The sequence below is a fragment of the Aeromonas sp. R2-3 genome (genome assembly GCF_040908375.1).
GTDB classification, from domain to species: domain Bacteria; phylum Pseudomonadota; class Gammaproteobacteria; order Enterobacterales; family Aeromonadaceae; genus Aeromonas; species Aeromonas veronii.
Genome location: NZ_JBFODP010000017.1, coordinates 451,208 through 476,293, shown reverse-complemented (window position 1 = coordinate 476,293; position 25,086 = coordinate 451,208). Strand labels below are relative to the sequence as shown.

Below are 25,086 nucleotides of genomic sequence, written 5' to 3'. Positions count from 1 at the left end.
TCCTTTCAGGGCTGACCGGCTGGCCAGCGAGGGGACGCCCGCAGGCATCACCTCTTTATTCAATAGGTTTTGATCAACGAATGGCGGTCAACAGGTTCCACTCAACAAATGCTGGCTAGTTGCCGCACACATCAGCGACAAAGCCCAGGGTGCGCGAGGCAAGCGGCGCCTTGAGGCACGGGAATCGCCCCATCAGGGTGAGCGCCAGATTGCGCCCCGCCACCAGCGGATCGTGACCATTGGAGAAGAGCTGGGCCAGCGAAGAGGTGAGCCAGACAGTCTGCTCCTGATCGCGCTGACGCTGCTGCCAGTAGCCACTCAGTACCTTGAAACTGCCGATATCCTCCCCCTCTGCCAACGCCTTGGCTACGGCGCCGGTAAGCAGGTCGAGGTCCCGCATCCCGAGGTTGAAGCCCTGTCCGGCAATCGGGTGCAGGGCGTGGGCGGCATTACCGACCAGCACGGTGCGCTGGGCCAGCGGGTAGTCGCAGGCGGTCAGAATGAGCGGATAGACGTTACGCACGCCGCATCGCTCGAAGCGACCAAGCCGCCAGCCAAAGGCCTGCTGCAGACGGGCAAGAAACGCCGCCTCATCGAGGGCCATCAGCTCATCCACCTCATGCTGCCCGACGCTCCATACCAGCGAGGAGAGCCCCTCCTGCATCGGCAGCAGGGCCAGCGGCCCCCCTTCGGTAAAACGCTCGAAGGCGCGTCCCTCAGGGTCTTGCGCCGTTTTGACCGTGGCGATGATGGCGTGCTGCTCAAAGTCGTGGCGGGTCACCGGCAACTTGAAGTGCTGACGCACAAAGGAGTTGCCGCCGTCTGCCGCCACCAGCAGGCGGGTCTCAATCTGTTCACCGCTCTCGAGGGTGAGGGTCACCTTCTCCTCATCGGGCACAATCTCGCTCACCCGGGCCGGACAACAGACCCGGATATTGGGAGAGGCCGCCATCGCCCGTTGCAGCTCATGACCGGCAGCTGCAAGCTCGATCACCTGGCCCAGCGCGGGTAGACCGTATTCGGCAGCCGACAGGCGAGCCTGACCGAAGTGGCCCCGATCCGAGACATGAATCTGGGTAATGGGGGCGCAATAGGGGGCAAACAGCGGCCAGAGTCCGCGTCGCAACAGCGCATCACAGGTACCGGCCGAGAGCGCAATGGCGCGGGCGTCGAACCCTGAATGGGTGTGCTGTTCGGGGACGCTTGCCTCCAGCAGCAGGATCTCGAGGGGGGAGCCATCGGATCGAAGCAGGGCTGCCAGCGAGAGGGCCAGCACGGCACCGCTCATTCCACCGCCGACCAAGGTGACATCGACCTGTCGCACATCAGATTGAGACATAAGCAGAGAGGAAGAAGTGAAAAAGGTGGCCTCATGCTATCACAAAGCCGCTGGCCGAATGCGAGGTCACCGGCAAAAAACCGGTTGTGCCTCACAGGGTTAGCCACCACAAGGAAATAAAAAAGAGTGCCATCAGGCGCTCTTGCAGATTCAGTAAGGATCGCGTTGACCCGCGCCTCAATGAAGGGTCGGCGGCGCGCTCGGGGTATCGGGGCGCTTGCCAAACTCTTCGAAGGCCATCATGACCCCCAGTTTGACGTGTTCGTAGAGCACCAGGAAGGAGGCTTCGTTCTCGTCATCTTCCTGATCGAACTCGGCAGAGACCTGAGTGATGCTGGCGATATCCTGGATCATCTCCTGCAGCTCTTCCGACGCGCGGGAGAGCTCCTGCTGCACCACGCCAAAACCGGCCAGAAATGCCTGTGACCAGTCCACCAGCGAATCGATGCGCTCGTCGAGGGGAGCATCATCGCTTGGCAGCAGCAGCTCGACGCCCTTCTGGGCCATCAGGCTCTCGACCACATTGTGATAAAGATCGGTCATCACCTGGCGCACCGGGGCCGGCAGACCGAAACCGTCGTTCACCAGATCGTTGAAATGGGGCACCCAACTCTTGTCGTCCAGTGCCACACCGCCGCACACCAGACCGCAGATCACACCATGGGCCTCTACTGCGCTGGCCATCAGCTCATGTTGTTCCATGATGTCGGCCACTGCCGCATATTTAAGGGGGTTCGTTTTGCTCATCGAGGATCCGCTCAAAGTTCAGTCAAATTTGCAGAATTAATGGTCAGGATCCTAGCATTCTCCCTCTTGCAGAGCCAGCAAGGCCTTGAAACTTATGCATCTGCGCTATATAGTCCCGCCCAGTTGTCCACGTGGATAAAGGCGGAAATCAGCTCCGCCGTATTGAGGAAGGCATGAGCACAGAGGCCGTAGAAATCGTCATTTTGGGACGTCCCTACAAGGTATCCTGTCCCTTGGGACAGCAGGATGCCCTGCGCCAGGCCGCCGAGCAGCTGACCGACAAGTTGATCGACCTGCGTCAACGCTCCAAAGTCTCCAGCAACGAGCAATTGGCTATCATGGCGGCGCTTAATTTCTGTCATGAGCTCTGCCTTGAAAAAGAGAAGAACCACCAATACTCTGAGACCATGGACAAGCGGATCAAAATGCTGCAGCGCACCATCGAAGCGGCCCTGATCGAGCACGGACAATATGGTGATTCCAGCGAAGAGGGGCAGCAGCCCTAATCGCAAACCGTTTTAAAATTCCCTGGGATGTTTGTCAGCCGGTTCAAGTCCCCGAGCCGATATTCATACCAAACAGGGGATCTGCCTTCTGGCTATTGCGCATGCTCGGCACGACCGAGAAGCCTGCGGTCAGATCCGATCCCCGCCTTGAACCGACGGTTCAAGGGCCCAAACCGGCAACGGCATCTCGGGGTACCAACAGCAAAAGCCCGTCACCAGCGTGACGGGCTTTTTCTTTTCAGGAAGTTAACCTCACAACATCGATCACTACATCAAGCGAATGCGATCTCCTAGCCCGTTCTCCGGATAAAACAAAGCCCACCGCTGAGGGTGGGCTTGCTCCAGATGCAAAGAGAGCGGCAGATCAAATTGCCATCTGCTCGTGCGGCGAGCCGTGGTGGCGCAGCCAGACAAAACTCAGCGCCACGATCAGCACCATCAGGGTCATGATGGCCCCCAGCGTCACCTGACCGGTCATCGGGAAACCGGCCGCCAGCAGGGTCACCACACCGGCCCCCAGATTCTGCATCCCGCCGAGAATGGCCCCCGCGGTGCCGGCCTGACCCGGGAAGGGCTCGATGGCACAGGAAGTGGCGGTCGGGTAGAGAATGCCGCTACCGATAAAGTAGACAGCCGCACCACCGACCAGCGAGGCGGCACTCACCATCCCGAACAGCCCCGGCACCAGAATGATAAGCGACCCCAGCGCCAGAAAGGCGATGCCAAGACGCATCAGTTTGCCCTGAGTCAAACGGAAGCTCAGCTTGGCAGAGAGCCAGGCCCCGAACAAATAGCCGGGCAGCGGCAGCACGAACAGCACGCTCACGGTACGGGCGCTCAGTTTCAGCACATCGCCGAGCAGCACACCGGCCGCCGCTTCAAATACCGCGAGTCCCGCAAAGGTCGCCATGAGGCAGAGCAGGTTTCCCTGAAACTTGGGGTTGCCCAGCACGTGGCGATAGGCTGCACCGACGCGCAGTGGCTGACGGGCAGCAGCAGGCAGAGTTTCACCAAACCAGGCCATGATCGCCAGAGTGGCTACGGCACCAAAACCGAACAGGAACCAGTAACCGGCGCGCCAGTTGAACAGCTCGGTCAGCCATCCCCCCAGCACCGGTGCCAGCAGCGGGGAGAAGATCACCCCCATGCTCACCAGACTGTTGGCGCGGTTGAGCTCGGCGCCGTTGTAGCGATCGCGCATCACGGTACGGCTCATGGCGCCACCGGCACCGGTGCCCAGTCCCTGAATAAAGCTGCCCACCAGCAAGGCGGCAAAATGGGGGATGACCTGAATGATCAGGGTGCCCACCAGAAACACCATCATGCCGACGATCAGCACCGGACGACGACCGATGCGATCCGACAGCGGCCCGTAGACAAACTGGGAGAGGCCATAGGGGATCAGGTAACAGGCCATCACCGCCTGTAACTGGCCCGAGGCCACATTGAAGTCCCCCGCCATCATGGGAATGGAGGGAACATAAAGGGTCTGGGTCATCTGGCCCACAGCGACCATCAGAATGGTCAATAAAAACAACGGATAAAAACTGTGCCGATCCATATCAGTCCCAAAAAATCGAAAAAATGCTGCCGCCCCTCTGGCACAAAATGGCCCAGAGGAATCTGATCACAGAGGTTGTGATGCAATCAAAAACAGTGTTGGAAACAGTAGGCGGGGAGCCCGCCAAGCCACCGCACAGGACGTTTGGTGGTATGGGGGCATCATAGTGATTCAGCTCACAAAAAACGAACGAATCTTTATAATCGGCTTGCCTTAGTTTTTCTAATATTACGGGGCATTTCGCCCCGTCAGCAGTTAAAAATCAACGTGTTACCATCTGCTGCGCCTGCTTGATCAGCTCATCGGGCTGCTCTTTGCGCGGTGGTATGGTGATCCCCTTCTGGCAGGCAGGTTTCAGTGCCATGCGATCCATCCATGCTTGCAGATGGGGCAATCCCTCGATGGAGATGCCGCTCCAGTCATAAATACGCACCCAGGGCCAGGTGGCGATATCGGCGATGCTGTACTCGTCCGCCAGATATTCTTGGTGGGCCAGATGGCTGTCGAGCACCTCGAACAGACGGCGCCCCTCCTTCTGGTAACGTTCGATGGCGGCGGGGATCTTCTCGGGGAAATAGCGGTAGAAGACATTGGCCTGCCCCATCATGGGTCCTACCCCGCCCATCTGGAACATCAACCACTGGATGGCCTGAGAGCGGCGCTTGGGATCAGCGGGCAGCAACTTGCCGGCTTTCTCCGCCAGATAGATGAGGATGGCGCCCGATTCAAATACGGCGAAATCGTCGTTATCCCGATCGACGATGGCCGGAATGCGGCCATTGGGATTGATGGCAAGAAACTCGGGCTTCTTCTGATCCAGTGCCGACAAATCGAGGGGAATGACCCGATAGGGCAAACCCAGCTCTTCGAGAGCGATCGCCACTTTGAAACCATTGGGGGTCGCGGCGGTGTAAAAATCGATCATGATTCACTCCTTGTTGGTCATAGCCAGATTGCACAGTTTTAACAGGGTGCAACACCATAGCCGCCTCATCTTGCAACAAGTGACCGGCTCCAGACCATTAAAAAGCGGCGCACCGTAGGCCAAACAAGGCCACGGTGCGCCGCTGGTGCGCTCTGGCGATGGTAGATATTAGTTGATCATGGCAACCGGCTTGCGCTGGCGCAGCATGATCAGGCGGGAAAGCAGCGGGAAGTAGGACTCCAGCTTGCGCAACAGCACCCGGCTGCAGGCAGGCTCGGCCAGCTCCGACTCATCCAGCACGATGCCGTTTGAGACAAAATAGAAACGGGGGTCACGCACATCCGGCCCGCAAACCGTCAGCTCCTTGTCTCCCTTGCGGATCAACAGCGGCAAGACCGGCAAACCGATCGTCTCATCCTCTCCCCGGGCAAATCCGGCATCCTGCCAGGGCGCATCGCCGTCTATCAGCATGATCGCCGCCTCCGTCTTGGCCGGTTGCCACTGGGCCAGGGGGGTCACGGTGATGTGGGCAAAGTGATCACCATACTCGGGTGATGACCGCAAGATGGCCAACAGTCCCTCGCTGGCCGCTGACACGTTCTGACTCACTAATGACAAATTCATGGTTCACATCCCTATGCTCATGACAGCCTGTATCCGGCTGCTGGGATAAGACTAGCGCAGATCTGGTCTATATTGGAGCCGTCAAATCTGGCAGTGGTAATCAATTGGTCGTAGGGGGATAACAGTTGCCATCGCACAAAATACTGGTATCATACCGCGTCCTTTTATCCCCCGTTCTTTAACATCCAGTGGTGAACCTATGCATCCGATGCTGAATATCGCCGTGCGCGCTGCGCGCAACGCCGGTCAAGTTGTAGTAAAAGCCTTCTCCCAGCCCGAGAACATTGAGGCTATCCAAAAAGGCAGCAATGACTTCGTGACCAACGTTGACCGTGAAGCCGAAGCGGCCATCATTCACACCATCAAAAAATCTTACCCGGAGCACAGCATTGTTGCTGAAGAGTCTGGTGAGATTGCCGGTACCAATCCGGACTACCAATGGATCATTGACCCACTGGATGGCACGACCAACCTTGTCAAAGGCATTCCGCACTTTGCCGTTTCCATCGCCCTGCGCGTAAAAGGCAAAACCGAACAAGCCGTTGTTTACGATCCCATCCGTGACGAACTGTTTACTGCTACTCGTGGTAGCGGCGCCCAGCTGAACGGCTACCGTATCCGTGTCGGCAAAGCCAAAGAGCTGGCTGGCACCGTGCTGGCGACCGGTTTCCCCTACAAACAAAAGCACCACATCGAGTCCTACCTGAAGATGTTCCAGAGCATGTTCATCGAATGTGCCGACATCCGTCGCTCCGGCTCTGCCGCACTGGATCTGGCCTACGTGGCTGCCGGTCGCGTCGACGGTTTCTGGGAAATCGGCCTGAAACCCTGGGACACCGCTGCCGGTGAACTGCTGGCCAAAGAAGCTGGCGCCATCGTCACCGACTTCGTAGGTGGTCACAACTACGAAAACTCCGGCAACATCGTGGTTGCCAACCCGCGCGTCCTGAAAGAGATGCTGGGCAAGATCCGCGAAGAGCTGCCGGAATCCTTGGCGAAATAAGCCAGCCTTCGAGCAGACAGATAACAAAACCGGCGCAAGCCGGTTTTCTTGTATCTGTTATCCGAACACCAAGGCAGACATCTACAGCTGATTTAAAAGAGTTCGCGATGCATCCCCACTTGCCACTCAACATCCACTTCAGCCATTTGCAGACAACCCATCTTGCCCCCCGCCTTTGGCTACCGATAAGAGTTCCCATGTGTTTGCCTAGATAAACTCTTTCCAGATTTTCAGATAGCGGCAATCGCCTTGCAGGCATGGACAAGGGGCGGCCAAGTGGATGTAATGCCACCATCCACTTTGCACACCTTGAGGTCATGCCATGGACCATCTCTCAGCTCTTCCTCCGTTATCCTGGTCACAGCAACTGCGTAGCCAGATGCAAAGCCGCCCACTCACTGCCCTCGGTCTCTTTATCGCGCTGGCTGCCGTCTTGTTACTGCTGTTGCAGAGTCTCATCATGCTCGCTACCGGAGAGGTGACCAGCGGCGTGCGCTACGGCCTTGTCGGTGGTGCTGCCGGGTTTGCCGCCACCGCCATCGGCGCCCTGCCCGCTCTGTTTCTGCGCTCGGTACCGCAAAAGGTAGAGGACACCATGCTGGGCTTTGCCGCAGGCATGATGCTGGCGGCTAGCGCCTTCTCCCTGCTGCTGCCGGGGCTGGAGGCCGCCGAGGGGATCACCGGCAACGGCTTTAGCGCCGCCGCCGTTGTGGTGGTCGGCATGACCCTCGGGGTGCTGTTGATGCTAGGACTGGACCAGTTCACCCCGCACGAGCATGACAAAACCGGCCCCTGCGGCCCCGGCCATGAGAGCTGCTCCCGGGTCTGGCTGTTCGTCTTTGCCATCGCCCTGCACAACCTGCCGGAGGGGATGGCCATCGGGGTCAGCTTCTCGCAGGGGGATATGTCGGTGGGACTGCCGCTCACCACCGCTATCGCACTGCAGGATATTCCCGAAGGACTGGCGGTGGCACTGGCCATGTGCGCCGCCGGTTTTCGCCCCTCGGTGGCGGTGCTGGTTGCTATCGCCAGTGGCCTGCTCGAACCGGTTGGTGCCCTGCTCGGGGTGGGGCTCTCCAGCGGCCTTGCCATCGCCTACCCCATCGGACTTGGGCTCGCCGCCGGCGCCATGCTGTTTGTAGTCTCGCACGAGGTTATCCCGGAGACTCACCGCAACGGTCACCAGACCTATGCCACCCTCGGCCTGATGGCGGGCTTTGCCCTGATGATGACCCTCGATACCGCGCTCGGCTAAAGACACTAGCCCCTCTCTCATCAATGCTTTTTGTCACCTGCGGCGCTCCCATATGGAGCGCTGCACTTCATCTCACCTTTCGCTCGTGCCTCTCGGCGCCGACGCCATCTTTTGTTATGATCTACAGCAACTTAAATTCAGCCACACGGCTATCAAGACGAGGTCAGCAATGAAAGTAGGTATTATCGGCGCCATGGAGCAAGAAGTGGCCCTGCTGCGCAGCCAGATGAGCAACCCCACCACTCTGCAACTGGGCGGCTGTGAGTTCTATCAAGGGATGCTGGCGGGCAAAGAGGTGATCCTGACCCGCTCCGGCATCGGTAAAGTCGCCGCCAGCGTGGCCACCAGCCTGCTGCTGGAAAAGTTCGCTCCCGACTGCGTCATCAATACCGGCTCTGCAGGCGGCTTTGCCCAGGACCTGCACATCGGTGACGTGGTGATTGCCAGCGAGATGCGTTTCCACGATGTGGACGTGACCGCCTTTGGTTACGAGATGGGCCAGATGGCGCAGCAACCCGCCGCCTTCCCCTGCGACGAGAAACTCATCGCGGTCGCTCAGGATTGCATCGCCGAGCAGGGCAAGCACCAGACCAAGGTCGGCCTTATCTGCACCGGCGATCAGTTCATGTGCAAACCGGACGCCATCGCCAAGGCTCGCGCCGACTTCCCGCAGATGCTGGCGGTCGAGATGGAAGGTGCCGCGATCGGTCAGGTGTGCCACATGTTCAAGGTGCCCTATCTGGTGGTACGCGCCATGTCCGATATCGCTGGCAAGGAACAGGTTGAATCCTTCGATGCCTTCATCGAAGTGGCCGGTAAGCACTCCGCCGAAGTGATCATCAAGATGCTCGGCAAGCTGTGATCGAGAACGGCTTGTTTGATTTGATGGCCGACGCCCTCCTCTCGACGACGGCGGCCATTCTGGTGGGGGCAGCCCTGCTGGAGGCGGTGATCCCGTGGCCATCCCATCTGCGTCTTTCGGCCGTCACGCCCCTGCTGACCCGGCTGGGGCACAAGGTACACAGACCCGATGGTTCACCCGGCCAGCAAATGCAAGCCGGCCTGCTGGCGATGCTGGTAGTCTGGCTCCCCTGCGCCGCCGGGCTCTGGTCGCTGCGCAATCTGGCCCTGAGCGAGCCGATCTTCGACCTGCTGTTCCTGCTCTTGATGATCGAATCTCGTCCACTACGCGAACTCGCCCATGCCACCCGCTCGCTCGCCACGCAGGAGACGCTGCCGCTGGCGAGATTGCAGTCCGCCCCCTGGCTCAAACGGGAAACCGGCAAACTTTCGGCCATGGGGCTCGCCAAAGCGGTGACGGAGAGCTGCGCCCTGCGTCTGATCGGCCAATGGGCTGGCCCCTTGATGGGGTACGCTCTCGCGGGGGTACAAGGTGCACTGCTCTGGCGGCTGACTCAGCTGATGAGCCAGGGCTGGAGCATGAAGGATCCCGCGTTTGGCTATTTTGGCCGAGCCACCAGCGCCCTCTATCAGGGGCTCAATGCTCCCACCATCCTGCTGTTGGGGCTGCCGCTCCTGCTCCCGCGGCTCAAGCAGGCCGCACAGCTGCTGCGCAATGGTGCGCTCTGGCCCTATCCCACCATCGGGATGCTGTTGACGCTACTTGCTGACAAGTGCCGGATTCGCCTTGGCGGCCCCCGCTACTATCAGGGAACCTTGCAACGCTGGCCGATACTTGGCAGCGGTGATGACCCCGACGGTGAGTCACCGCGCAAGGTGCTGAATATTCTGCAAGGAATTGGCTGGGGCTGGTTGATGCTGGCGCTGCTTGTCACTGTGGCGGGGTTATTTCATGGTTAGATGGTTGCGATTGCCTATCTGGCTGCCCTGCGTGTTGCTTGCCTGGTTGCCCGCTGCGCTGCAGGCAGCCACTCCGAGCCGGGTGGTGAGCGTGGTACCCCATCTTACCGAACTGCTTTACGACATCGGTGCCGGTGACAAGCTGGTGGCCATCGACGATGCCTCCGACTATCCCGCCGAGGTGAAAAACAAACCCAAGGTGGCCAATTATCGCAGCATCAATGTCGAGGCCCTGCTGGCACAAAAACCGGACCTGATCCTGGGCTGGCGCTCGGCCCAGTCACGAATGCTGGTACCGCTGGAACAGCTGGGTATCCCGGTGTTCTACTCGGAGCCCACCAATTTTGCCTCGCTGGCGACCGAGATGCGGGCGCTGGGCAAATTGCTTGGAGTGGAGAAGAGTGCCAACGAAGCCGCCGATCGCTATCTGGCGCGCCTGCATTCCCTGCAACAGCGCTATGGCCAACTAACCGGTGTCAAGGTGTTCTACCAGCTCTGGTACCCACCGCTCACCAGCGTCAGTGGCAATGCCTGGCCGGCTCAGGCCATCGAACTCTGCGGCGGGATCAACATCATGGCGAATGCCAAGACCCCTTACCCTCAAGTTGACATGGAACAGGTGATCAGAGCCAACCCATCGCTGATCCTTGCTGGGAGTCAAGATCCTGACGCTCTGCGTCACTGGCTGAAGTGGCCTAATCTCGACGCGGTGCAGCATCAGCGACTCGATTTGATCAACTCGGATGAGCTGCACCGTTTCACCCCGAGAGCCCTCAATGCAGTGGAGCAGGTTTGCCAAGCTATTACCCAACCCAACAGCAAGTAGCCAAAAAACAGCCATTCAGATCACGCCTGCCAATATACGTCTGCAAATGGCATAAAAAGTGCTTTAGAATTCTATAGATACCAATTTTCATCATGGGACACCGTCATGTTTAATGGAAAAACAATCCTGGTTACCGGTGGCACGGGGTCATTTGGCAAGAAATTCATTGCAACCGTGCTATCCCGCTACCAACCCGCACGACTGATCGTCTACTCCCGTGATGAGCTCAAGCAGTTTGAAATGCAGCAGTGTTTCAACCATCCCTGCATGCGCTATTTTATCGGCGATGTTCGCGATGCCGAGCGCCTCGACATGGCGATGCGCGATGTCGACTTTGTGGTGCATGCCGCTGCGCTCAAGCAAGTGCCAGCTGCCGAATACAACCCGATGGAGTGCATCAAGACCAACGTTGGAGGAGCCGAAAACGTCATCAAGGCCGCGCTCAACAATGGCGTGCAGAAGGTCATTGCACTCTCGACCGACAAGGCTGCCAACCCGATCAACCTTTACGGGGCAACCAAGCTCTGTTCTGACAAGCTCTTTGTCGCTGCCAACAATATGGCGGGCAAGAACCCGACCATCTTCTCAGTGGTACGTTATGGCAACGTGGTCGGCTCAAGGGGCTCAGTAGTTCCCTTCTTCGACAATCTGATCAAGAGCGGCGCCAGTACGCTGCCCATCACCCACCCCGAGATGACCCGCTTCTGGCTGACCTTGCAGCAAGGCGTAGATTTTGTTCTTAGCAACTTCCAGCGTATGCGCGGTGGCGAACTGTTCGTGCCGAAAATCCCGTCGGTCAAGATCACCGATCTGGCGGCAGCCATGGCTCCGACCCTTAAGCAGGAGATCATCGGCATCCGTGCGGGGGAGAAGCTGCACGAGGTGATGTGTCCGGCTGACGACTCTTTCCACACTTATGAGTTCAACGATTACTACGTGATTGCACCCAGCATCAGTTTCACCAGCCGCAACAATGATTTCAGCGTTAATGCTCTGGGTGAAACAGCCACACTGGTTGCACCGGGCTTTGAATACAATTCCCTAAATAATCAGCACTTTCTGTCGATAGCCGAACTACAGAGCATGAACCAGCAGGTATTGTCCGAATGATCCCTTATGGCCGCCAATCGATCAGCGATGCCGATATAGAAGCCGTCGTTGCCGTACTGAAATCTGATTATCTGACCCAAGGCCAAGCTGTTCCCGCTTTCGAACAAGGACTGGCCGATTACTGCCAAGTGCCGCATGTGGTTGCTTGCAGTAACGGCACCACTGCGCTTCATCTGGCCTGCGCAGTTCTGGATATTGGCGCCAAAGATACAGTTTGGGTTTCTGCGGTCAGTTTTGTTGCCTCGGCGAACTGCGTTCGATACTGCAATGCCAACGTTGATTTTGTCGACGTTGACCCTGCTACCGGTAACCTCGATGTAGTGGCACTGGATAAGAAACTGCAGCAAGCTATGCGCACCCACTCCCTTCCAAAAGCGCTGATTGCTGTACATCTGGCCGGACAGCCCTGCGATCTCGAAGAGATCGGTGCTCTCTGTCGCCAGTACGGAATCGTTCTGATCGAGGATGCCTGCCATGCACTGGGTGCCCACTATCAGGGGTCACCTATCGGTAGTTGCCGTCACAGCGATATGACGGTCTTCAGCTTCCATCCAGTCAAACCGATTACGACCGCAGAAGGAGGCGCCATCACCACTAGGGATCCGGAACTCGCAGCCAAATTGCGGCTATATCGCAGCCACGGGATAACTCGCGATCCGCAAGCGCTGTTCATCCCCTCTCCCGGAGAGTGGTATTACGAGCAACAACTTCTGGGCTTCAACTATCGCTTGACCGACATTCAGGCGGCACTAGGGCTTAGTCAGTTGAGCCGTCTTGATCAGTTCATTACCCAGCGTCGTGAACTTGCCAGGCGATATGACGCGCTGTTATCCCTCTTGCCAGTCCAGCCGTTGCAGCAGAGTAATAATCGCCAGAGCGGTTATCACCTCTATGTCATTCAGGTGGCTGAACGCGATCAGGTGTTTGCCCGCCTGCGTGCTGCCGGCATTGGCGTCAACGTTCACTATATTCCTATCCCTGCCCAACCCTACTACCGTGGGCTGGGACATGACCCAGCAGACTATCCGGGCGCACAAGCCTACTATCAGGGAGCAATCTCTCTTCCACTGTTCCCGGCTCTGACTCTTTCAGAGCAGCAACAGGTCGTAGATGCGCTGGAGCAGGCACTATGCGGCTAGCTCTGGGCACAGTGCAATTCGGTCTGGATTACGGGATCAGCAATCACGACGGACAAGTCTGCGATGAGGAACTCGACGAGATCATTGCATTGGCCCGTCATGCAGGTATCGATACCCTGGATACGGCGCAAGCCTATGGCAATGCCGAGCAGAGGCTGGGACAAAGAGATATCACCCGCTTCACGATCATCGACAAACTGGCGCCTGGGCTACCGCTGTCCGATGTTAAGGCCGCAGTCAACAACAGTTTGCATTTGCTGGGGCGAAAGCGGCTCGATGGCTTGCTGCTGCACCGCAGCCAGGATGCCTCACCTGCCATGTTCGAGTTGCTCACCGATTTGCAGAAAAAGGGCTCGATCGGAAAACTCGGGATCTCCGTCTACTCCCCGGAGGAGCTCGATGCCTGGAGCGCAGCTGGATATCCTCTGGAACTGGTGCAATTACCTGCCAATTTGCTCGATCAACGCTTTTTACGTACTGGATGGCTCGACAAACTGGTAGATATGGGTTGTGAAATCCATGTTCGCTCGCTCTTTTTGCAGGGACTGTTGTTGATGCAGCCAGCACAGCGACCTGACTATTTTCAGCGTTTCGCTACCGCACTTGAACGGTTTGACCAGTGGCATCCCTCAATGGCCCCGCTTGGCAGAGCCCTCTCCATCATGACGGCCCTACCACAGGTAAGCCGCTTTGTTGTCGGTGTTTGTCATGCCCAAGAGCTGGCAGCTATCGTTGCGGCCAGTCAAGCGCTGCACGAGTGCTACGAGGCCGATATCGCCCATCTGGCGTCTATGGAACAGGAACTTATCAACCCCGGACTCTGGAGAATACAATGATCCTAGGTATTCTGCAGGCCAGAACCAGTTCTTCACGCCTACCCAACAAGGTACTGAAAGAACTGCTGGGCGACCCCATGCTGGCAAGGCAGATTGAACGGCTGCAACAGAGCAAGCTGCTGGACAAGCTGCTGGTTGCCACCAGCGATAAGCCAGAAGATCGTGCCATTGCCGAACTGTGCGAAAAGTTGCATATCCCCTGTTTCTGCGGTCCTCTTGACGATGTATTGCTACGTTTCTATCTGGCAGCCCAACCCTACAGTCCGACCCATGTTGTCCGTCTCACAGCTGACTGCCCACTGGCAGACCCAATGGTAATAGACGAGCTGATAGCCCTCCATCTCTCGGGCAAGTTCGACTACAGCAGTAACTGCGGCAGTCCCAGTTATCCGGATGGGCTGGATGCCGAGATCATGACTGGAGCGACTCTGGCAACCTTGCAGGAAAAAGCCACCACGCAGACCGAGCGGGAACATGTCACCTATTACGTTCGCTGTCATCCCGAGCAGTTTTCCATCGGCGAACTGCAGCGCTCGCCTTCGCTGGCCCACCTGCGCTGGACTGTCGATGAGCCTGCCGATTTTGAGCTGGTGGAGCGCATTTATCAGGCTCTCTATCCTACCAACCCAACCTTTACGACCGACGATATCCTCGACCTGCTGGCGCAGCAGCCGGAGCTGGCAACACTGAATACCCGGCACCAACGCAACGAAGGATTGGCTAATTCACTAGCCAAGGAGAATCACATATGACCTCACGTTATCAACATTCACTGGCTCTCTCGGTTCGGGCGGAACAGAGCATTCCTCTTGGCTCCCAAACCTTCTCCAAAAGCCGCCTCTGTTTTCCCTATGGCGCCGCCCCACTCTTTATCGAGCGCGGCAAAGGTGCACATGTTTGGGATGTAGATGGCAACGAGTATCTTGATTTCGCCAGCGGCCTACTGGCCATCAGTCTTGGATATTGCGATCCGGATGTGAATGAAGCGGTAATGGAGCAACTCAATCTTGGCTCGATCTTCTCCCTTCCCCACCGGCTGGAAACCGAGGTCGCAGAACAGCTCATTGAGCTCATCCCCTGCGCCGAAATGGTTCGCTTTGGCAAAAACGGGACTGATGCCACCTCAGCCTGTATCAGGCTCTCCCGTGCGGTCACAGGCCGCGAGCGGGTAGCCGTTTGTGGCTACCACGGCTGGCAAGACTGGTATATAGGCTCAACCACCCGCCATTTGGGGGTCCCCGAGTGCGTGAGAGAGTTGACGCACAGATTTGACTACAACGATCTTGCCTCGCTGCAGCGTCTACTGGAAGCTCACCCGGGCGAGTTTGCCGCCGTCATTCTGGAACCGATGAATGTAACCTGGCCAACCCCGGATTTTCTGCCTGGTCTGCGCCAACTCTGCGATGCCCATGGCGCACTACTCATCTTTGATGAGACCATTACCGGTTTTCGCTACCACTTGGGCGGGGCACAGAGCCTCTTTGGTGTGACGCCGGATCTTGCTGCGTTCGGCAAAGGCATGGCCAATGGTTTCCCGATTTCCGCCGTTGTTGGCCGCCGCCAATATATGAAACGGATGGAAGATATCTTCTTCTCCGGCACCTTCGGCGGGGACGTGATTGCGCTCGCCGCCGCCAACGCCGTCATCAAGAAGATGCAGCGACTGGATGTACCGAAGAGGCTTGCAGAGCGGGGACAACAGTTACTGGATGGGCTACATAGCTTGCTAAAAGAGATCGATGCCCCAGCTTGGCTGCAAACCGCCGGACACCCGAGCTGGAGCTTTCTGCTGGTTGCGGATTCGGTAAACCACTCTACCTGGCTTCTCAAGAGCTATCTGATCCAAGAGTTGTGCAAGCGAGGGCTCCTCACCCTTGGCAGTCACAATATGAATCTGGCCCATAGCGAACAGGATGTGGCCGTTCTGCTGGCCGCCTATCGCGACATACTACCAGCGCTCATTCGCCACGATAGAGAACTGACACTGGCCAGTGCGCTTGATGGCGAGTCCATTCAACCCGTATTCCGGGTACGCTGATGCGGTTGCTGTTCCGATGTGATGCCAGTACGACAATAGGCGCAGGCCATCTCATGCGGTGCCTTAGCATCGCTGATCTTGCAGCCAGCCGAGGTGACGAGTGCCACTTCTTTTGTGCCGATTTGCCTGGCTTTGATGGCACTCAAGTCATTGCTCGCCAGCATGGTCTGACGCTGCTTCCCGCACAACCTGACTGGCGCTCGCTCTATCGCGCCATCATGGGGTGGGGAGGCAGTGACTGGCTGATTGTGGATCACTATCAGCTGGATCGCCGTTGGGAGCAGCCGCTGGCGGCCCTCTTCCCCCAACAACTGGTTATCGACGATCTGGCTGACAGACCTCATGAAGCAACCCGGTTGCTTGATATGACCCCACACCGGCAACCAGCCGACTATGGCGAGAGCCTATTTGCAGAAGTGCCTCTGCTGGGCCCTGGTTATGCGCCACTGCGACCAGAGTTTGCCAGGCTACGGCCTGTCGCGCTTGTCAGAAGAGCGTCAAATAAAAGGATCAGACGACTGCTGCTCTCCCTCGGAGCAATGGACAGTGACAATCATCTATCCCGCATTCTGCCCCAGATAGATCAACTGCCCATCCCTATATTGGAAATTGATCTGGTATTGGCAAGCAAAGCCCCTCATATCGATGCACTTAAAGAGGTCATGGCAAAAAGTCGCCATCACGTCAAATTGCACCTCGATGCAAACAACATGGCCGAATTGATGTTGAAGGCCGATCTTGCCATCGGTGCTGGAGGAACCAGTTGCTGGGAGCGCGCTACCTTGGCTCTGCCTACCCTGCTATTCACTCTTGCCGACAACCAACTGGAAAATGCCAGACGGCTAGCACAGGCAAATGCCGTGATATGGCTTGGCGATCTGAGAATGCTGGATGATGAGCAACTGCTGCAACAGCTGTTACTTCACTGGCCCAATCAAGAGACATTGCAGCAACTCGGCAAGCATGGCGCCGCACTTTGTGATGGCACGGGAGCACAGCGTTTGTTGCAGAAGCTCACATCGCAGCAGCACTCATACTGGCTGCAGCCAATCACAGAAGAAGACGCAGAGTGGATATGGCAGTGGCAACAGGATGCGGTAACTCGCCGCTATAGCCGAAATACCGATTGTCCTCCCCTCAGTGAACATAAAATCTGGTTACACGGAGCTTTGCAGAACCCTCAGCGCTGGCTGTTCAAGGTTATGTCAGCCACAGGTCCTTGCGCCGTCGTGAGGCTGGATGAAGCCTGTGAGCCAGACAGGTATAACGAAGTTTCTATCTACGTTGACCCCGAGCAACACCAACGAGGGCATGGCAAACGGGCTCTTAATCTGTTGCACCAACTTTTCCCTTGGTTCACCTTTCACGCCTATATCAGCCCTGAAAACCAGGGCTCTCTGGCACTCTTCCGGTCAATTGGATATCAGTGCAGTAGCTCACAGAACTGGTTTCATTTTTCTCCCAAGGAGACGTTTCATGCCTCAGTTCACTATTAATGGCCGCGAGATAGGCCCAAATAGCCCGCCATACATCATTGCTGAACTATCCGGCAACCATAATGGCCAGCTGGAGAGGGCACTGGCGCTGGTAGATGCGGCTGCCGATGCGGGAGCTGATGCCATCAAGCTGCAAACCTATACAGCTGACACCATGACAATCGACTGTGATCTACCGGATTTTCATATTCAGGGCGGTTTATGGGATGGCCATACCCTTTACGATCTCTACACCCTAGCCCATACCCCATGGGAATGGCACCAGCCTCTCTTTGAACGAGCAAAGTCACGCGGATTGACTATTTTCTCCACGCCCTTCGACGAGAGTGCTGTTGATTTTTTGGAGGAGCTGGGTACTCCCGCATACAAAATTGCCTCATTCGAAATTACCGATGTTCCCCTGCTCAGCTACATAGCTCAGCAAGGAAAGCCGGTAATTATCTCTTCTGGCATGTCAACTGAAGATGAAATTGCCAAGGCACTGACCATTTTGCGTGAAAATGGTTGCTCACAGATCCTGCTGCTTCATTGTGTCAGTGGCTACCCAACCCCTCTTGCTGATATCAATCTCAAGCGGATTACCCGCTTGGCAGAGACATTTTCAGTACCCGTTGGTCTCTCTGATCACACGCTGGGAAATACCGCCGCTCAGCTAGCAATAGCATTGGGCGCGGGGGCCATCGAGAAACACCTGACCTTGGCTCGCGCTGATGGCGGCCCGGATGCCGAGTTCTCACTTGAACCAGGTGAACTTAAAGAGCTCTGCAGCCAGGCAAAACTCTGCTGGCAAGCGTTGGGGTCAGGAGAAAGTGGTGACAACCAGGCTGAACAGGCAAACCTGAGATTTCGTCGTTCTTTGTATTTTGTTACCGACATTCCTGCGGGTACAACCATTAAGCCAGAACACATTCGACGGATCCGGCCAGGTTATGGGTTGCCACCTGAAGCATTACCACAAATATTAGGAAAAAAAGCTCGCCAAGATATTAATCGTGGAAAGGCCGTTCATATCGATGATTTTTTATAAAACCTTAAAGCATTATATTATAACGCTCATGTTACAGGGTATGTTATATGAAACAAAAAAACGTATTCATGAAAGAAGAGGCTGATGCATGGTATGAGAGAAATAAATTCTGCATCAATCAAAAAGCTCTGAGTAATGACCCTATATTCATAGCACTACAAAGTATCGGCTACCAACCGAAACGAATCCTTGAAATTGGCTGCGCCAATGGTTGGCGATTAGCACAACTGGCTAATTATTATGGTGCCACCTGCTATGGAATAGATCCATCACAAACAGCGATTGAGGATGGGGATAAGAGCTATCCCGAATTAAATCTAAGCGTTGGAACTGCAGATGGTTTGCCTGATATTGAACCTGTCGACCTGATTATTTTCGGTTTTTGTTTATATCTATGCGATCCACAGGATTTATTCACCATTGCGGCTAATAGTGACAGATTGCTCGTAGACAAGGGCGTAATGGCTGTTTACGATTTTTGTCCTCCGACAGGGCACTATCGAAATGACTACCAACATCATGCCAACCTATTTAGCTATAAAATGAATTACAGTAGTATGTTCAGTTGGCACCCAAGCTATTGTCGAATATTTGAGCACATCAAACATCATGATGGCACCAATGAGCTGGAGCCAGATGAATTGGTTTCTGTTCAACTATTGAAAAAAGACTCACGGCTTCTTGATGCAAAAAATCCATATCTCCAAAGGAATTACTGATATAAAAAGGGAGGCTTTTGCCTCCCACAATAAAGAATAACGCCTTGTTCACTACATAAGAAAAATCATTCTTTTCTAAAAAAGGACATGAATTCATTATCAATCATATCAACACTATCGAAAGCCATAGGATACATATCCCGAGCCTTCTCTAAAAACTCTAACCATAAATTAATTGCTGGTTTCATCAGTGAAATAGTCTTTTCTTCACCTTCAAAGGAGTAAAGAATAGAACTTAAAATCGCGAATACATAATTCATTGATCCTATCATAACTTGAGATATATGTTTTTGGCGAGTCGCCGCGATCTGTGAGAGATACCCAAAGTTACATAGCATTAGTTGATTCAGCTCATTTCTGGAAGAAAAGTTCTGCCTCCATTCACCCAACATTTTGTCAACAAACAACTCAAAGTAATCAACCCCTAAATATGGCTTAAAATCCTTTTTAGACAATGGGATAGGTGCAGATAATTGTGCAATATGAATGAGCAATTCTTTTTTATTTATTATTTCAAAGAGTTTAATTTCACCACAAGGTAATGGCCTTGCGTTGGTGATTTTTGCTCCATCACTGCAGTTGAAACATCGAACATCGTCATTAGCAGCCAACACCTGCTCTACAATGACACGTGATGAATTAAACATTGCATCTGTCGTAACAAAACCACCAAAGTTACCCTCATGGTGCCATTGATTATCACCATACATCAGATCAGCAAGTACTTCCGCCCCCGCCTCACTATTATAATAGGAACTAAATTTTGAGTGATGATGCTCTTTATTTTTATAGCCATTATCAAGACCAAATAAATATATGTTTTTAAAGCCAAGGTGAATAGGTGCACGAACTCCAATATTACCAACCAAAGGATTTAAACCACCTAGAGCTGCATGTTTTGGTAAGTTAGAAAAATTAGCATGATAAAGTGTTACACCTGGTTCATATAGCTTAAAAATTAACGCTGATGTATCAAATAATGTAGAGCAATAAGGATGGATCACATCTGTGCTCAGAAAAAGAATGTCATGCAAATAATCATTTGCATTCAAATTAACTAAAAAATCATAAACTATTTTAGTTCGCTCAGTTTCAACATGGATATCAGGTTTAATACCTAATTTATGCAAGGCTGAAATGGCACTTCCACAAGATATTAAGATTGCTTTATCTCTATTTTTTTCAATAAAAGAAATAGATGCATCTAAAGAAGGACCATTTGCAATAACAAAAACTGGTGTTCTGGAATATCTTTCCGGTATTTTTTTGTCTTTGAGAAAAAATGGTACTCCCCGTTCTATATTATCAACAGTATGAGATAGTGCAATCAAGTTATCATCAAAAAAACCCCATCCCATAACCAGAAGATAATACTCACGCTGAACTTTCTCAATTAACATATTTATTTTTTCGCTCTGATAGCCCCACATAAAAAATGCATTGGCAATCAGAAAAGATCCCCGGCTGTGAATAGCTGAAGCAAAATCATTAAATATTGTTTCTTCATCTTGGCCTAACAAAATATGAACACCTAGATTTTCTTGGTGCAAATAATCGAGTAGTGGAGCCCAATCAAAACAATATAGCGATGCATAAAATAGATCCAAGTCTGGTTCAAAAAGGAATAACGTACCAATCTTACAGCGCTCATATAGATAACCAAGATGGTAACCCAGTCCAACCCCAAAAACGAGGGCGGTAGGTACTTCATTTGGTACTTTCTCTAACAATTTTTCTTGTAAAGATATCTCTTCAAAATATGCATTCAGTTTATTTAGATAATCTACATGCATAAATCCGAGTGGATTGGATTCTTGGCTAAATGAGAACTTTGAAAGCCCTCCTTTATCCATAAACTCCTGAACTAAAGTCTCACAAATAAGATATGGTTCGTCACCATAAACCGCAATATTATCATCCAACCAAGCCATGTTTGGCTGGCCATTTTCATTACAAAAAAAACGAAATGGTCGGCTTGGTTTATATGACTCATACATATCTGCAATATGGGGGATATATTTACGAAATGCAGCAATATTCTGTGAGAATCGAAGGGGCAAGGCCACCGACATGGCAGCTTCTTGCTCTGCACGTTCTTTTAGTCGTAAAGCAACACCCTCAGCTTTTTTCAAAATATCATCAATATTTCCCGACATCAGAACTCCTTGCTATTCACACTATAAATTTGCTTTGCTTTACTCGCCAACCCAATCGCAGATAACTCATTGGAAATTATTTTATGGTGATCGGATGCCACTTTTTTCATACTTTCCTCTTGTTGGAAAAGTAATGTAGCCAACAAAGTGGCATCTTGTTTCAGTGAAGGCTCACTTTCAACGAGATACAACAAACGGTCAATCAAAGAGATCCGATAATCCATACAGACCAGAGCATCATCATAGCTTTTTCTGGCTAAAAGATATTGAAGTTGCTCGTAATTTTCTGTGAGAGCTTGTTGCAAAGAAGCTAAAGTGGTCATTACAACTCACCCAGTTGCTGTCTCATTTGATAGCCCTGTTGTTTAGCAGAATCGGGTAACTGATCCCAACCAGATTTTATAGTAACCATCAAAGCCATGACCTCTTCAATCGGGGCTACATCCAATGCAAGGCTTGCATCCCAAATTCGCTCGTCCATATAGGAATAGAGGCTGTATAAATCTTCAGCTATAGCCCCTTGACTCATATCAAGTGCATCCTGCAAACCATGTAATAATCCCTGAGCTTTCGATACAGCGGTAGATTTTGCTTCCATATCACGACGCTCAATTGCACCTTTGGCTTGAGCCAAACGTTCAAGTACACCTTGCATCATGAGCTGAATAACACGATGAGGATCGGCAACAGCCAAGTCAGCAGCGACACTGGTTGCCTTATATGCTTTAAGATTACGCTGGTACATAGCCTGCTCCTCGTAATATCAATTTATTTCTTGTTATTAATCTGTAATGATTGCAGTGCTGCCGCTGAGTGATTCATTTTCACTAACAAGGCATCCAGGCTACCATATTGAGCACGTAGTGAAGCTTCGTATTTAACCAATTGAGCGTTTGATGTGGCCTGCTTCTGGTTCAAGCTACGCAGATCGGCATTCAAAACATCTGTGCGTTGATCCAGCATACCGCCAGACTTGGAATACTCTTTTAAACCTGTATTCAAGGTTGCAGCAATACCCTTTTCTCCACCGAAAAGCCCAACGACTTGGTCAAAGTTTTTATCAACAGCATTATCAAATTTTGTTTTGTCCAGAGACAACTTGCCTTTATTGTCCATCTTAATGCCTACTTCAAAGATGGTTGAGTAAGTCGTACTGGTACCTGCTTTATTTGTTACAGTATTAGCCATAAAACTGCTAATGGTGCGAGTGCTCGCATCACCAGCGAGCGCGCCACCATCATCTTGTCTAACTCCACCAACTATACTATTACGCTTGCCCAGCGCATCCATTTTATCTTGCAGCGCATTGTAACCATCAATAAACTGCTTAACCATATCCTGAATAGCAGTTTTATCCGTTGTTATGGCAACTTTATTGGATTTCAGAGTTGTGCCATCACTCTCTTTATCGGATACACGTAAAACCGTTAATTTTAAGTCCTGAATAGAGTCGTCAAACACATTGGTATCACTTTTAAGTGTATTACCATCAACAGTAATTTCAGCACTACTAGCGGCTTGCTTCTGGCTCATCGCAGAACCAGTAGCGCCAGTTGCAAAGATATCCAGCTCAGAATTATTGCCAGTGATCACCAAATCGTTGCCATCTCCAGATATCCCAGAGTCAATAACAAATTTTGCCTTACCATCGGCAGTATTGACGATATTTGCACTAAGACCGAAGTTATCTCCGTTGCTATTAATACTTTTACGAATGTCTTGCAGAGTATCCCCTGCCTTGACATCAACCTTGAATTCCTTGTCACCGGCTTTGAAGGTCAACTGACCATCCTGAGTCACAAGTGGAGTTGTCGAACTGGCAAATTCACCTTCAACACGGCTAGTGGTTGCCAATTTATTGACGGTAATATTGTACTGGCCATTGGAGCCACCACTTTTACTCTCCACCTTCATCACCGGATTATCTTTATCTTGGGTGATGGTGACGGCTCGCTTGTTGAAAGCGCCAGGTTTGCTCAAAGTATCGAGAATATCGGTGAATGCGGTGAGGGATGACTTCAGCTGGCCTATACCAGATATGCTGATCTGGGTGCTGTTTTGCTTGGTCAAAATCGGTTTCTGTAGCTGGGCCTTCTTGGCCGCTACGCTAGCAGCGATGACGCTCTCAAGATCAAGCCCAGAGCCCGCCCCGGCAGAAGTAATGGCCATGTTATCTTCTCCTCATCAATTCGGTTCAAATCTCGCTATCAAACAACAGTCCGCGTTTAGGGTTCGCCCCTGCTTCACCTTGCTGCAACGCCTGGATCCGCTTGTGGATAGCAATCAACTCTTCTGTAGGGATCTGGCGGATCACCGAGCGGGTATCAGAGTCCATTACCTTTATTACCACCTGGCCAGACTCCTGCTCCATGCTGAAATTAACGGTCCACCCTTGCAATATGCCAAATTCCTGCAAGTTTTGTACCTGTTTTTCAATATCTGCCTGGCTCTGCACTTGTTGAAGCTCAGTTTCCTTTGCCTGCTCCTGACTTTTTTGCTGTACAGTCCCGGCATCCTCTACCTTGCCAGAGAGCAGTTGAGCGGCCACTTGGCCGCTCTTGTCACTTAGCTGTAAGGAAGCGCCATTGGCAGATGACAGATTGCCTATTTCGGTTGCCATCTTATCTCTCCCATCTTAGTCAGCCTAGTCAACCCATTACCCAAGCAGGGAAAGAGCAGACTGCGGTCTCTGGTTAGCCTGTGCCAGAATACTCGAAGCTGCCTGTTGCAGAATATTCTGCTTGGTCATATTGGCAGTCTCGGTCGCAAAGTCTGCATCACGAATACGTGAACGTGCTGCACTTACGTTTTCCGAAATATTGGCTTGGTTGCGGATGGTGGAATCCAGTCGATTCTGAACAGCACCAAGCTCAGCACGCTTACCATCAACCACTTCCAACATAGAATCAACTGCGGATAACACATCTTGTGCATTGCTCTGACTGCTGATGCTGATACCTCCAGCAGTTGAACCACTAATAAAGGTTGTAGCTTTCCCTGCAACAGCTGCAATACCGGAGATGCTAAATCCACCAGCCTGACTCAAGCTGAAACCGATAGTCTGGTTAGCATCCGCTCCGACTTGGAAGGTACCACCATAATTTCCATCAAGTAATTTAGTGCCTGCAAACGTAGTATCTTTTGAGATTCGGTTGATTTCAGCACCAAGCTGATCAACTTCCTTTTGCAAAGCTTCACGATCCTTGGCGGAGTTGGAGCCGTTGGCAGATTGCTGGGCCAAGGTACGCATGCGCTGCAGCATGCCGGTCACTTCATCCATCGCCCCTTCTGCGGTCTGCGCCAAAGAGATGCCGTCGTTGGCGTTACGGTTGCCCTGATCCAAGCCATTGATCTGGGAGGTCAGACGGTTGGATATCTGCAGACCGGCCGCATCATCTTTTGCACTGTTAATGCGCAAGCCAGATGCCAAGCGGGTATACGAAGTATCAAGTGATTTTGTGGTATTCATCAAATTACGCTGGGCGTTCAGTGATGAGGTATTGGTATTAATGAACATGGCCATAATAAATTCTCCCGAAGAACATGCGACTGCGGGTTGCGTCGTCAAAACCGCACGACGTCCCACCGTTTGAAGAGAGGTTGAACATTCCTGTCTCTTCAGGCGGGTGTCTGTTTGAACGAACAGGCCACCCGCAGTAGTGCAAACGTTGGATTCCGAACACCCCTCGATTGCTTCACTTTATTTAACGGCAGCGCAGAGACAAGCTTTAGGAAAATTGTTGCCTAAAGCGGCAACTTTTATCCGGCTGGCGGCAAAAGAACATGAATTGAGCAGCATCATCATGCAACTCACCGCTGATGATGACCCAGTTTACGGCATGAGGAACATTGGCACGGTTCATGCTAAGACATAGTGACGTCAATTTGGCGACACAATAAAAAGAGGCCGGTAAACCGGCCTAAAGATGAGCATATGCTCAGGAGAATATGACCAAGC

General features: G+C 53.0%; 26 protein-coding genes and 1 other RNA gene. 16 read left to right on the top strand and 11 right to left on the bottom strand.

What is annotated here, in order from left to right; all coding sequences use genetic code 11:
• Nucleotides 1-115 precede the first annotated feature (115 nt).
• Nucleotides 116-1,339, bottom strand: a complete 1,224-nt coding sequence (gene ubiH, locus AB5Z02_RS07800) for a 2-octaprenyl-6-methoxyphenyl hydroxylase (protein WP_368215793.1) — start codon at nucleotides 1,337-1,339, stop codon at nucleotides 116-118.
• Nucleotides 1,340-1,516: 177 nt separating this feature from the next.
• A complete protein-coding gene (locus AB5Z02_RS07795; RefSeq protein WP_005346580.1) occupies nucleotides 1,517-2,086 on the bottom strand; it encodes a UPF0149 family protein in 570 nt (189 codons plus the stop codon).
• Between the two features lie 173 nt (nucleotides 2,087-2,259).
• Between AB5Z02_RS07795 and zapA the strand changes: the two genes are divergently transcribed.
• Nucleotides 2,260-2,592, top strand: coding sequence for a cell division protein ZapA (gene zapA, locus AB5Z02_RS07790; RefSeq protein ID WP_005333910.1), 333 nt, complete (start codon nucleotides 2,260-2,262; stop codon nucleotides 2,590-2,592).
• A 16-nt stretch (nucleotides 2,593-2,608) separates the two neighbouring features.
• A non-coding RNA gene (gene ssrS / locus AB5Z02_RS07785) (6S RNA) lies at nucleotides 2,609-2,790 on the top strand.
• Between the two features lie 166 nt (nucleotides 2,791-2,956).
• On the opposite strand, the gene emrD is transcribed toward ssrS, so the two are convergent.
• From emrD to AB5Z02_RS07770, 3 genes are all read right to left on the bottom strand, one after another.
• Complete coding sequence (gene emrD, locus AB5Z02_RS07780; RefSeq protein WP_368215791.1) at nucleotides 2,957-4,153, bottom strand: multidrug efflux MFS transporter EmrD; 1,197 nt, start codon at nucleotides 4,151-4,153, stop codon at nucleotides 2,957-2,959.
• Nucleotides 4,154-4,415: 262 nt separating this feature from the next.
• Nucleotides 4,416-5,078 (bottom strand): glutathione S-transferase family protein, encoded by a 663-nt coding sequence (locus AB5Z02_RS07775; RefSeq protein ID WP_231719702.1) that lies wholly within the window; start codon nucleotides 5,076-5,078, stop codon nucleotides 4,416-4,418.
• Between the two features lie 168 nt (nucleotides 5,079-5,246).
• Entirely contained in the window at nucleotides 5,247-5,702 is a 456-nt protein-coding gene (locus AB5Z02_RS07770; RefSeq protein ID WP_231719701.1) for a hypothetical protein, read from the bottom strand.
• Nucleotides 5,703-5,901: 199 nt separating this feature from the next.
• On the opposite strand from AB5Z02_RS07770, the gene suhB reads away from it, so the two are divergent.
• The 13 genes from suhB to AB5Z02_RS07705 all read left to right on the top strand — a co-directional run bounded on the left by suhB (nucleotide 5,902) and on the right by AB5Z02_RS07705 (nucleotide 18,972).
• Nucleotides 5,902-6,705 (top strand): inositol-1-monophosphatase, encoded by an 804-nt coding sequence (gene suhB / locus AB5Z02_RS07765; protein WP_005352992.1) that lies wholly within the window; start codon nucleotides 5,902-5,904, stop codon nucleotides 6,703-6,705.
• A gap of 322 nt (nucleotides 6,706-7,027) precedes the next feature.
• Entirely contained in the window at nucleotides 7,028-7,960 is a 933-nt protein-coding gene (locus AB5Z02_RS07760) for a ZIP family metal transporter (RefSeq protein WP_047440409.1), read from the top strand.
• A 169-nt stretch (nucleotides 7,961-8,129) separates the two neighbouring features.
• Nucleotides 8,130-8,822 carry a 5'-methylthioadenosine/S-adenosylhomocysteine nucleosidase gene (mtnN, locus tag AB5Z02_RS07755; protein ID WP_040067225.1) on the top strand — a complete coding sequence of 231 codons (693 nt, stop codon included), beginning with the start codon at nucleotides 8,130-8,132 and terminating at the stop codon, nucleotides 8,820-8,822.
• The gene (locus tag AB5Z02_RS07750; RefSeq protein ID WP_231719700.1) at nucleotides 8,819-9,781 is read left to right on the top strand and encodes a cobalamin biosynthesis protein; all 963 of its coding nucleotides are present in this window, start codon (nucleotides 8,819-8,821) and stop codon (nucleotides 9,779-9,781) included. Before mtnN ends, AB5Z02_RS07750 begins: the two co-directional genes overlap by 4 nt.
• On the top strand, nucleotides 9,774-10,607 hold the full coding sequence (locus AB5Z02_RS07745; RefSeq protein ID WP_368215789.1) for a cobalamin-binding protein: 834 nt from the start codon (nucleotides 9,774-9,776) through the stop codon (nucleotides 10,605-10,607). The genes AB5Z02_RS07750 and AB5Z02_RS07745 overlap by 8 nt, the downstream gene beginning before the upstream one ends.
• Before the next feature lie 105 nt (nucleotides 10,608-10,712).
• Entirely contained in the window at nucleotides 10,713-11,717 is a 1,005-nt protein-coding gene (gene pseB / locus AB5Z02_RS07740) for a UDP-N-acetylglucosamine 4,6-dehydratase (inverting) (RefSeq protein WP_106843014.1), read from the top strand.
• Nucleotides 11,714-12,856 (top strand): UDP-4-amino-4,6-dideoxy-N-acetyl-beta-L-altrosamine transaminase, encoded by a 1,143-nt coding sequence (gene pseC, locus AB5Z02_RS07735; protein ID WP_368215786.1) that lies wholly within the window; start codon nucleotides 11,714-11,716, stop codon nucleotides 12,854-12,856. The genes pseB and pseC overlap by 4 nt, the downstream gene beginning before the upstream one ends.
• Nucleotides 12,847-13,692, top strand: coding sequence for an aldo/keto reductase (locus tag AB5Z02_RS07730; protein ID WP_368215784.1), 846 nt, complete (start codon nucleotides 12,847-12,849; stop codon nucleotides 13,690-13,692). Before pseC ends, AB5Z02_RS07730 begins: the two co-directional genes overlap by 10 nt.
• Nucleotides 13,689-14,444, top strand: a complete 756-nt coding sequence (locus tag AB5Z02_RS07725) for an NTP transferase domain-containing protein (protein WP_368215782.1) — start codon at nucleotides 13,689-13,691, stop codon at nucleotides 14,442-14,444. Before AB5Z02_RS07730 ends, AB5Z02_RS07725 begins: the two co-directional genes overlap by 4 nt.
• Nucleotides 14,441-15,730: an aminotransferase class III-fold pyridoxal phosphate-dependent enzyme gene (locus tag AB5Z02_RS07720; protein ID WP_368215781.1), complete on the top strand. Its 1,290-nt coding sequence runs from the start codon at nucleotides 14,441-14,443 to the stop codon at nucleotides 15,728-15,730. Before AB5Z02_RS07725 ends, AB5Z02_RS07720 begins: the two co-directional genes overlap by 4 nt.
• Nucleotides 15,730-17,226: a UDP-2,4-diacetamido-2,4,6-trideoxy-beta-L-altropyranose hydrolase gene (gene pseG / locus AB5Z02_RS07715; protein WP_368215779.1), complete on the top strand. Its 1,497-nt coding sequence runs from the start codon at nucleotides 15,730-15,732 to the stop codon at nucleotides 17,224-17,226. Before AB5Z02_RS07720 ends, pseG begins: the two co-directional genes overlap by 1 nt.
• The gene (gene pseI, locus AB5Z02_RS07710) at nucleotides 17,207-18,253 is read left to right on the top strand and encodes a pseudaminic acid synthase (RefSeq protein ID WP_368215777.1); all 1,047 of its coding nucleotides are present in this window, start codon (nucleotides 17,207-17,209) and stop codon (nucleotides 18,251-18,253) included. The genes pseG and pseI overlap by 20 nt, the downstream gene beginning before the upstream one ends.
• 47 nt (nucleotides 18,254-18,300) lie before the next feature.
• Nucleotides 18,301-18,972, top strand: coding sequence for a trans-aconitate 2-methyltransferase (locus tag AB5Z02_RS07705; RefSeq protein ID WP_368215775.1), 672 nt, complete (start codon nucleotides 18,301-18,303; stop codon nucleotides 18,970-18,972).
• A gap of 65 nt (nucleotides 18,973-19,037) precedes the next feature.
• Here the strand turns inward: AB5Z02_RS07705 and AB5Z02_RS07700 are convergent, their stop codons facing one another.
• From AB5Z02_RS07700 to AB5Z02_RS07675, 6 genes are read right to left on the bottom strand one after another with little or no spacing between them, the layout of a single operon-like run.
• Nucleotides 19,038-21,128, bottom strand: coding sequence for a 6-hydroxymethylpterin diphosphokinase MptE-like protein (locus AB5Z02_RS07700; protein WP_368215773.1), 2,091 nt, complete (start codon nucleotides 21,126-21,128; stop codon nucleotides 19,038-19,040).
• Entirely contained in the window at nucleotides 21,128-21,451 is a 324-nt protein-coding gene (locus AB5Z02_RS07695; RefSeq protein WP_368215771.1) for a hypothetical protein, read from the bottom strand. The genes AB5Z02_RS07700 and AB5Z02_RS07695 overlap by 1 nt, the downstream gene beginning before the upstream one ends.
• A complete protein-coding gene (gene fliS / locus AB5Z02_RS07690; protein WP_042083790.1) occupies nucleotides 21,451-21,873 on the bottom strand; it encodes a flagellar export chaperone FliS in 423 nt (140 codons plus the stop codon). Before fliS ends, AB5Z02_RS07695 begins: the two co-directional genes overlap by 1 nt.
• Before the next feature lie 23 nt (nucleotides 21,874-21,896).
• Nucleotides 21,897-23,297 carry a flagellar filament capping protein FliD gene (gene fliD, locus AB5Z02_RS07685; protein ID WP_368215769.1) on the bottom strand — a complete coding sequence of 467 codons (1,401 nt, stop codon included), beginning with the start codon at nucleotides 23,295-23,297 and terminating at the stop codon, nucleotides 21,897-21,899.
• A gap of 25 nt (nucleotides 23,298-23,322) precedes the next feature.
• Nucleotides 23,323-23,748, bottom strand: a complete 426-nt coding sequence (locus AB5Z02_RS07680) for a flagellar protein FlaG (protein ID WP_042083794.1) — start codon at nucleotides 23,746-23,748, stop codon at nucleotides 23,323-23,325.
• Between the two features lie 36 nt (nucleotides 23,749-23,784).
• Nucleotides 23,785-24,651: a flagellin gene (locus AB5Z02_RS07675; protein WP_042083797.1), complete on the bottom strand. Its 867-nt coding sequence runs from the start codon at nucleotides 24,649-24,651 to the stop codon at nucleotides 23,785-23,787.
• Nucleotides 24,652-24,796: 145 nt separating this feature from the next.
• On the opposite strand from AB5Z02_RS07675, the gene AB5Z02_RS07670 reads away from it, so the two are divergent.
• Nucleotides 24,797-25,003 (top strand): hypothetical protein, encoded by a 207-nt coding sequence (locus tag AB5Z02_RS07670; RefSeq protein ID WP_259587027.1) that lies wholly within the window; start codon nucleotides 24,797-24,799, stop codon nucleotides 25,001-25,003.
• Nucleotides 25,004-25,086: the final 83 nt, after the last annotated feature.

What these genes read in the sequence shown, in the direction of transcription:
- AB5Z02_RS07795 (WP_005346580.1), bottom strand. Translation starts at nt 2,086, where the DNA reads ATGAGCAAAACGAACCCCCTTAAATATGCGGCAGTGGCCGACATCATG.
- AB5Z02_RS07680 (WP_042083794.1), bottom strand. Translation starts at nt 23,748, where the DNA reads ATGGCAACCGAAATAGGCAATCTGTCATCTGCCAATGGCGCTTCCTTA.
- AB5Z02_RS07745 (WP_368215789.1), top strand. Translation starts at nt 9,774, where the DNA reads ATGGTTAGATGGTTGCGATTGCCTATCTGGCTGCCCTGCGTGTTGCTT.
- pseI (WP_368215777.1), top strand. Translation starts at nt 17,207, where the DNA reads ATGCCTCAGTTCACTATTAATGGCCGCGAGATAGGCCCAAATAGCCCG.
- suhB (WP_005352992.1), top strand. Translation starts at nt 5,902, where the DNA reads ATGCATCCGATGCTGAATATCGCCGTGCGCGCTGCGCGCAACGCCGGT.
- mtnN (WP_040067225.1), top strand. Translation starts at nt 8,130, where the DNA reads ATGAAAGTAGGTATTATCGGCGCCATGGAGCAAGAAGTGGCCCTGCTG.
- AB5Z02_RS07695 (WP_368215771.1), bottom strand. Translation starts at nt 21,451, where the DNA reads ATGACCACTTTAGCTTCTTTGCAACAAGCTCTCACAGAAAATTACGAG.
- AB5Z02_RS07775 (WP_231719702.1), bottom strand. Translation starts at nt 5,078, where the DNA reads ATGATCGATTTTTACACCGCCGCGACCCCCAATGGTTTCAAAGTGGCG.
- pseC (WP_368215786.1), top strand. Translation starts at nt 11,714, where the DNA reads ATGATCCCTTATGGCCGCCAATCGATCAGCGATGCCGATATAGAAGCC.
- AB5Z02_RS07760 (WP_047440409.1), top strand. Translation starts at nt 7,028, where the DNA reads ATGGACCATCTCTCAGCTCTTCCTCCGTTATCCTGGTCACAGCAACTG.
- ubiH (WP_368215793.1), bottom strand. Translation starts at nt 1,339, where the DNA reads ATGTCTCAATCTGATGTGCGACAGGTCGATGTCACCTTGGTCGGCGGT.
- AB5Z02_RS07725 (WP_368215782.1), top strand. Translation starts at nt 13,689, where the DNA reads ATGATCCTAGGTATTCTGCAGGCCAGAACCAGTTCTTCACGCCTACCC.
- AB5Z02_RS07720 (WP_368215781.1), top strand. Translation starts at nt 14,441, where the DNA reads ATGACCTCACGTTATCAACATTCACTGGCTCTCTCGGTTCGGGCGGAA.
- pseB (WP_106843014.1), top strand. Translation starts at nt 10,713, where the DNA reads ATGTTTAATGGAAAAACAATCCTGGTTACCGGTGGCACGGGGTCATTT.
- AB5Z02_RS07770 (WP_231719701.1), bottom strand. Translation starts at nt 5,702, where the DNA reads ATGAATTTGTCATTAGTGAGTCAGAACGTGTCAGCGGCCAGCGAGGGA.
- zapA (WP_005333910.1), top strand. Translation starts at nt 2,260, where the DNA reads ATGAGCACAGAGGCCGTAGAAATCGTCATTTTGGGACGTCCCTACAAG.
- AB5Z02_RS07675 (WP_042083797.1), bottom strand. Translation starts at nt 24,651, where the DNA reads ATGGCCATGTTCATTAATACCAATACCTCATCACTGAACGCCCAGCGT.
- AB5Z02_RS07700 (WP_368215773.1), bottom strand. Translation starts at nt 21,128, where the DNA reads ATGTCGGGAAATATTGATGATATTTTGAAAAAAGCTGAGGGTGTTGCT.
- AB5Z02_RS07730 (WP_368215784.1), top strand. Translation starts at nt 12,847, where the DNA reads ATGCGGCTAGCTCTGGGCACAGTGCAATTCGGTCTGGATTACGGGATC.
- emrD (WP_368215791.1), bottom strand. Translation starts at nt 4,153, where the DNA reads ATGGATCGGCACAGTTTTTATCCGTTGTTTTTATTGACCATTCTGATG.
- pseG (WP_368215779.1), top strand. Translation starts at nt 15,730, where the DNA reads ATGCGGTTGCTGTTCCGATGTGATGCCAGTACGACAATAGGCGCAGGC.
- fliD (WP_368215769.1), bottom strand. Translation starts at nt 23,297, where the DNA reads ATGGCCATTACTTCTGCCGGGGCGGGCTCTGGGCTTGATCTTGAGAGC.
- fliS (WP_042083790.1), bottom strand. Translation starts at nt 21,873, where the DNA reads ATGTACCAGCGTAATCTTAAAGCATATAAGGCAACCAGTGTCGCTGCT.
- AB5Z02_RS07705 (WP_368215775.1), top strand. Translation starts at nt 18,301, where the DNA reads ATGAAACAAAAAAACGTATTCATGAAAGAAGAGGCTGATGCATGGTAT.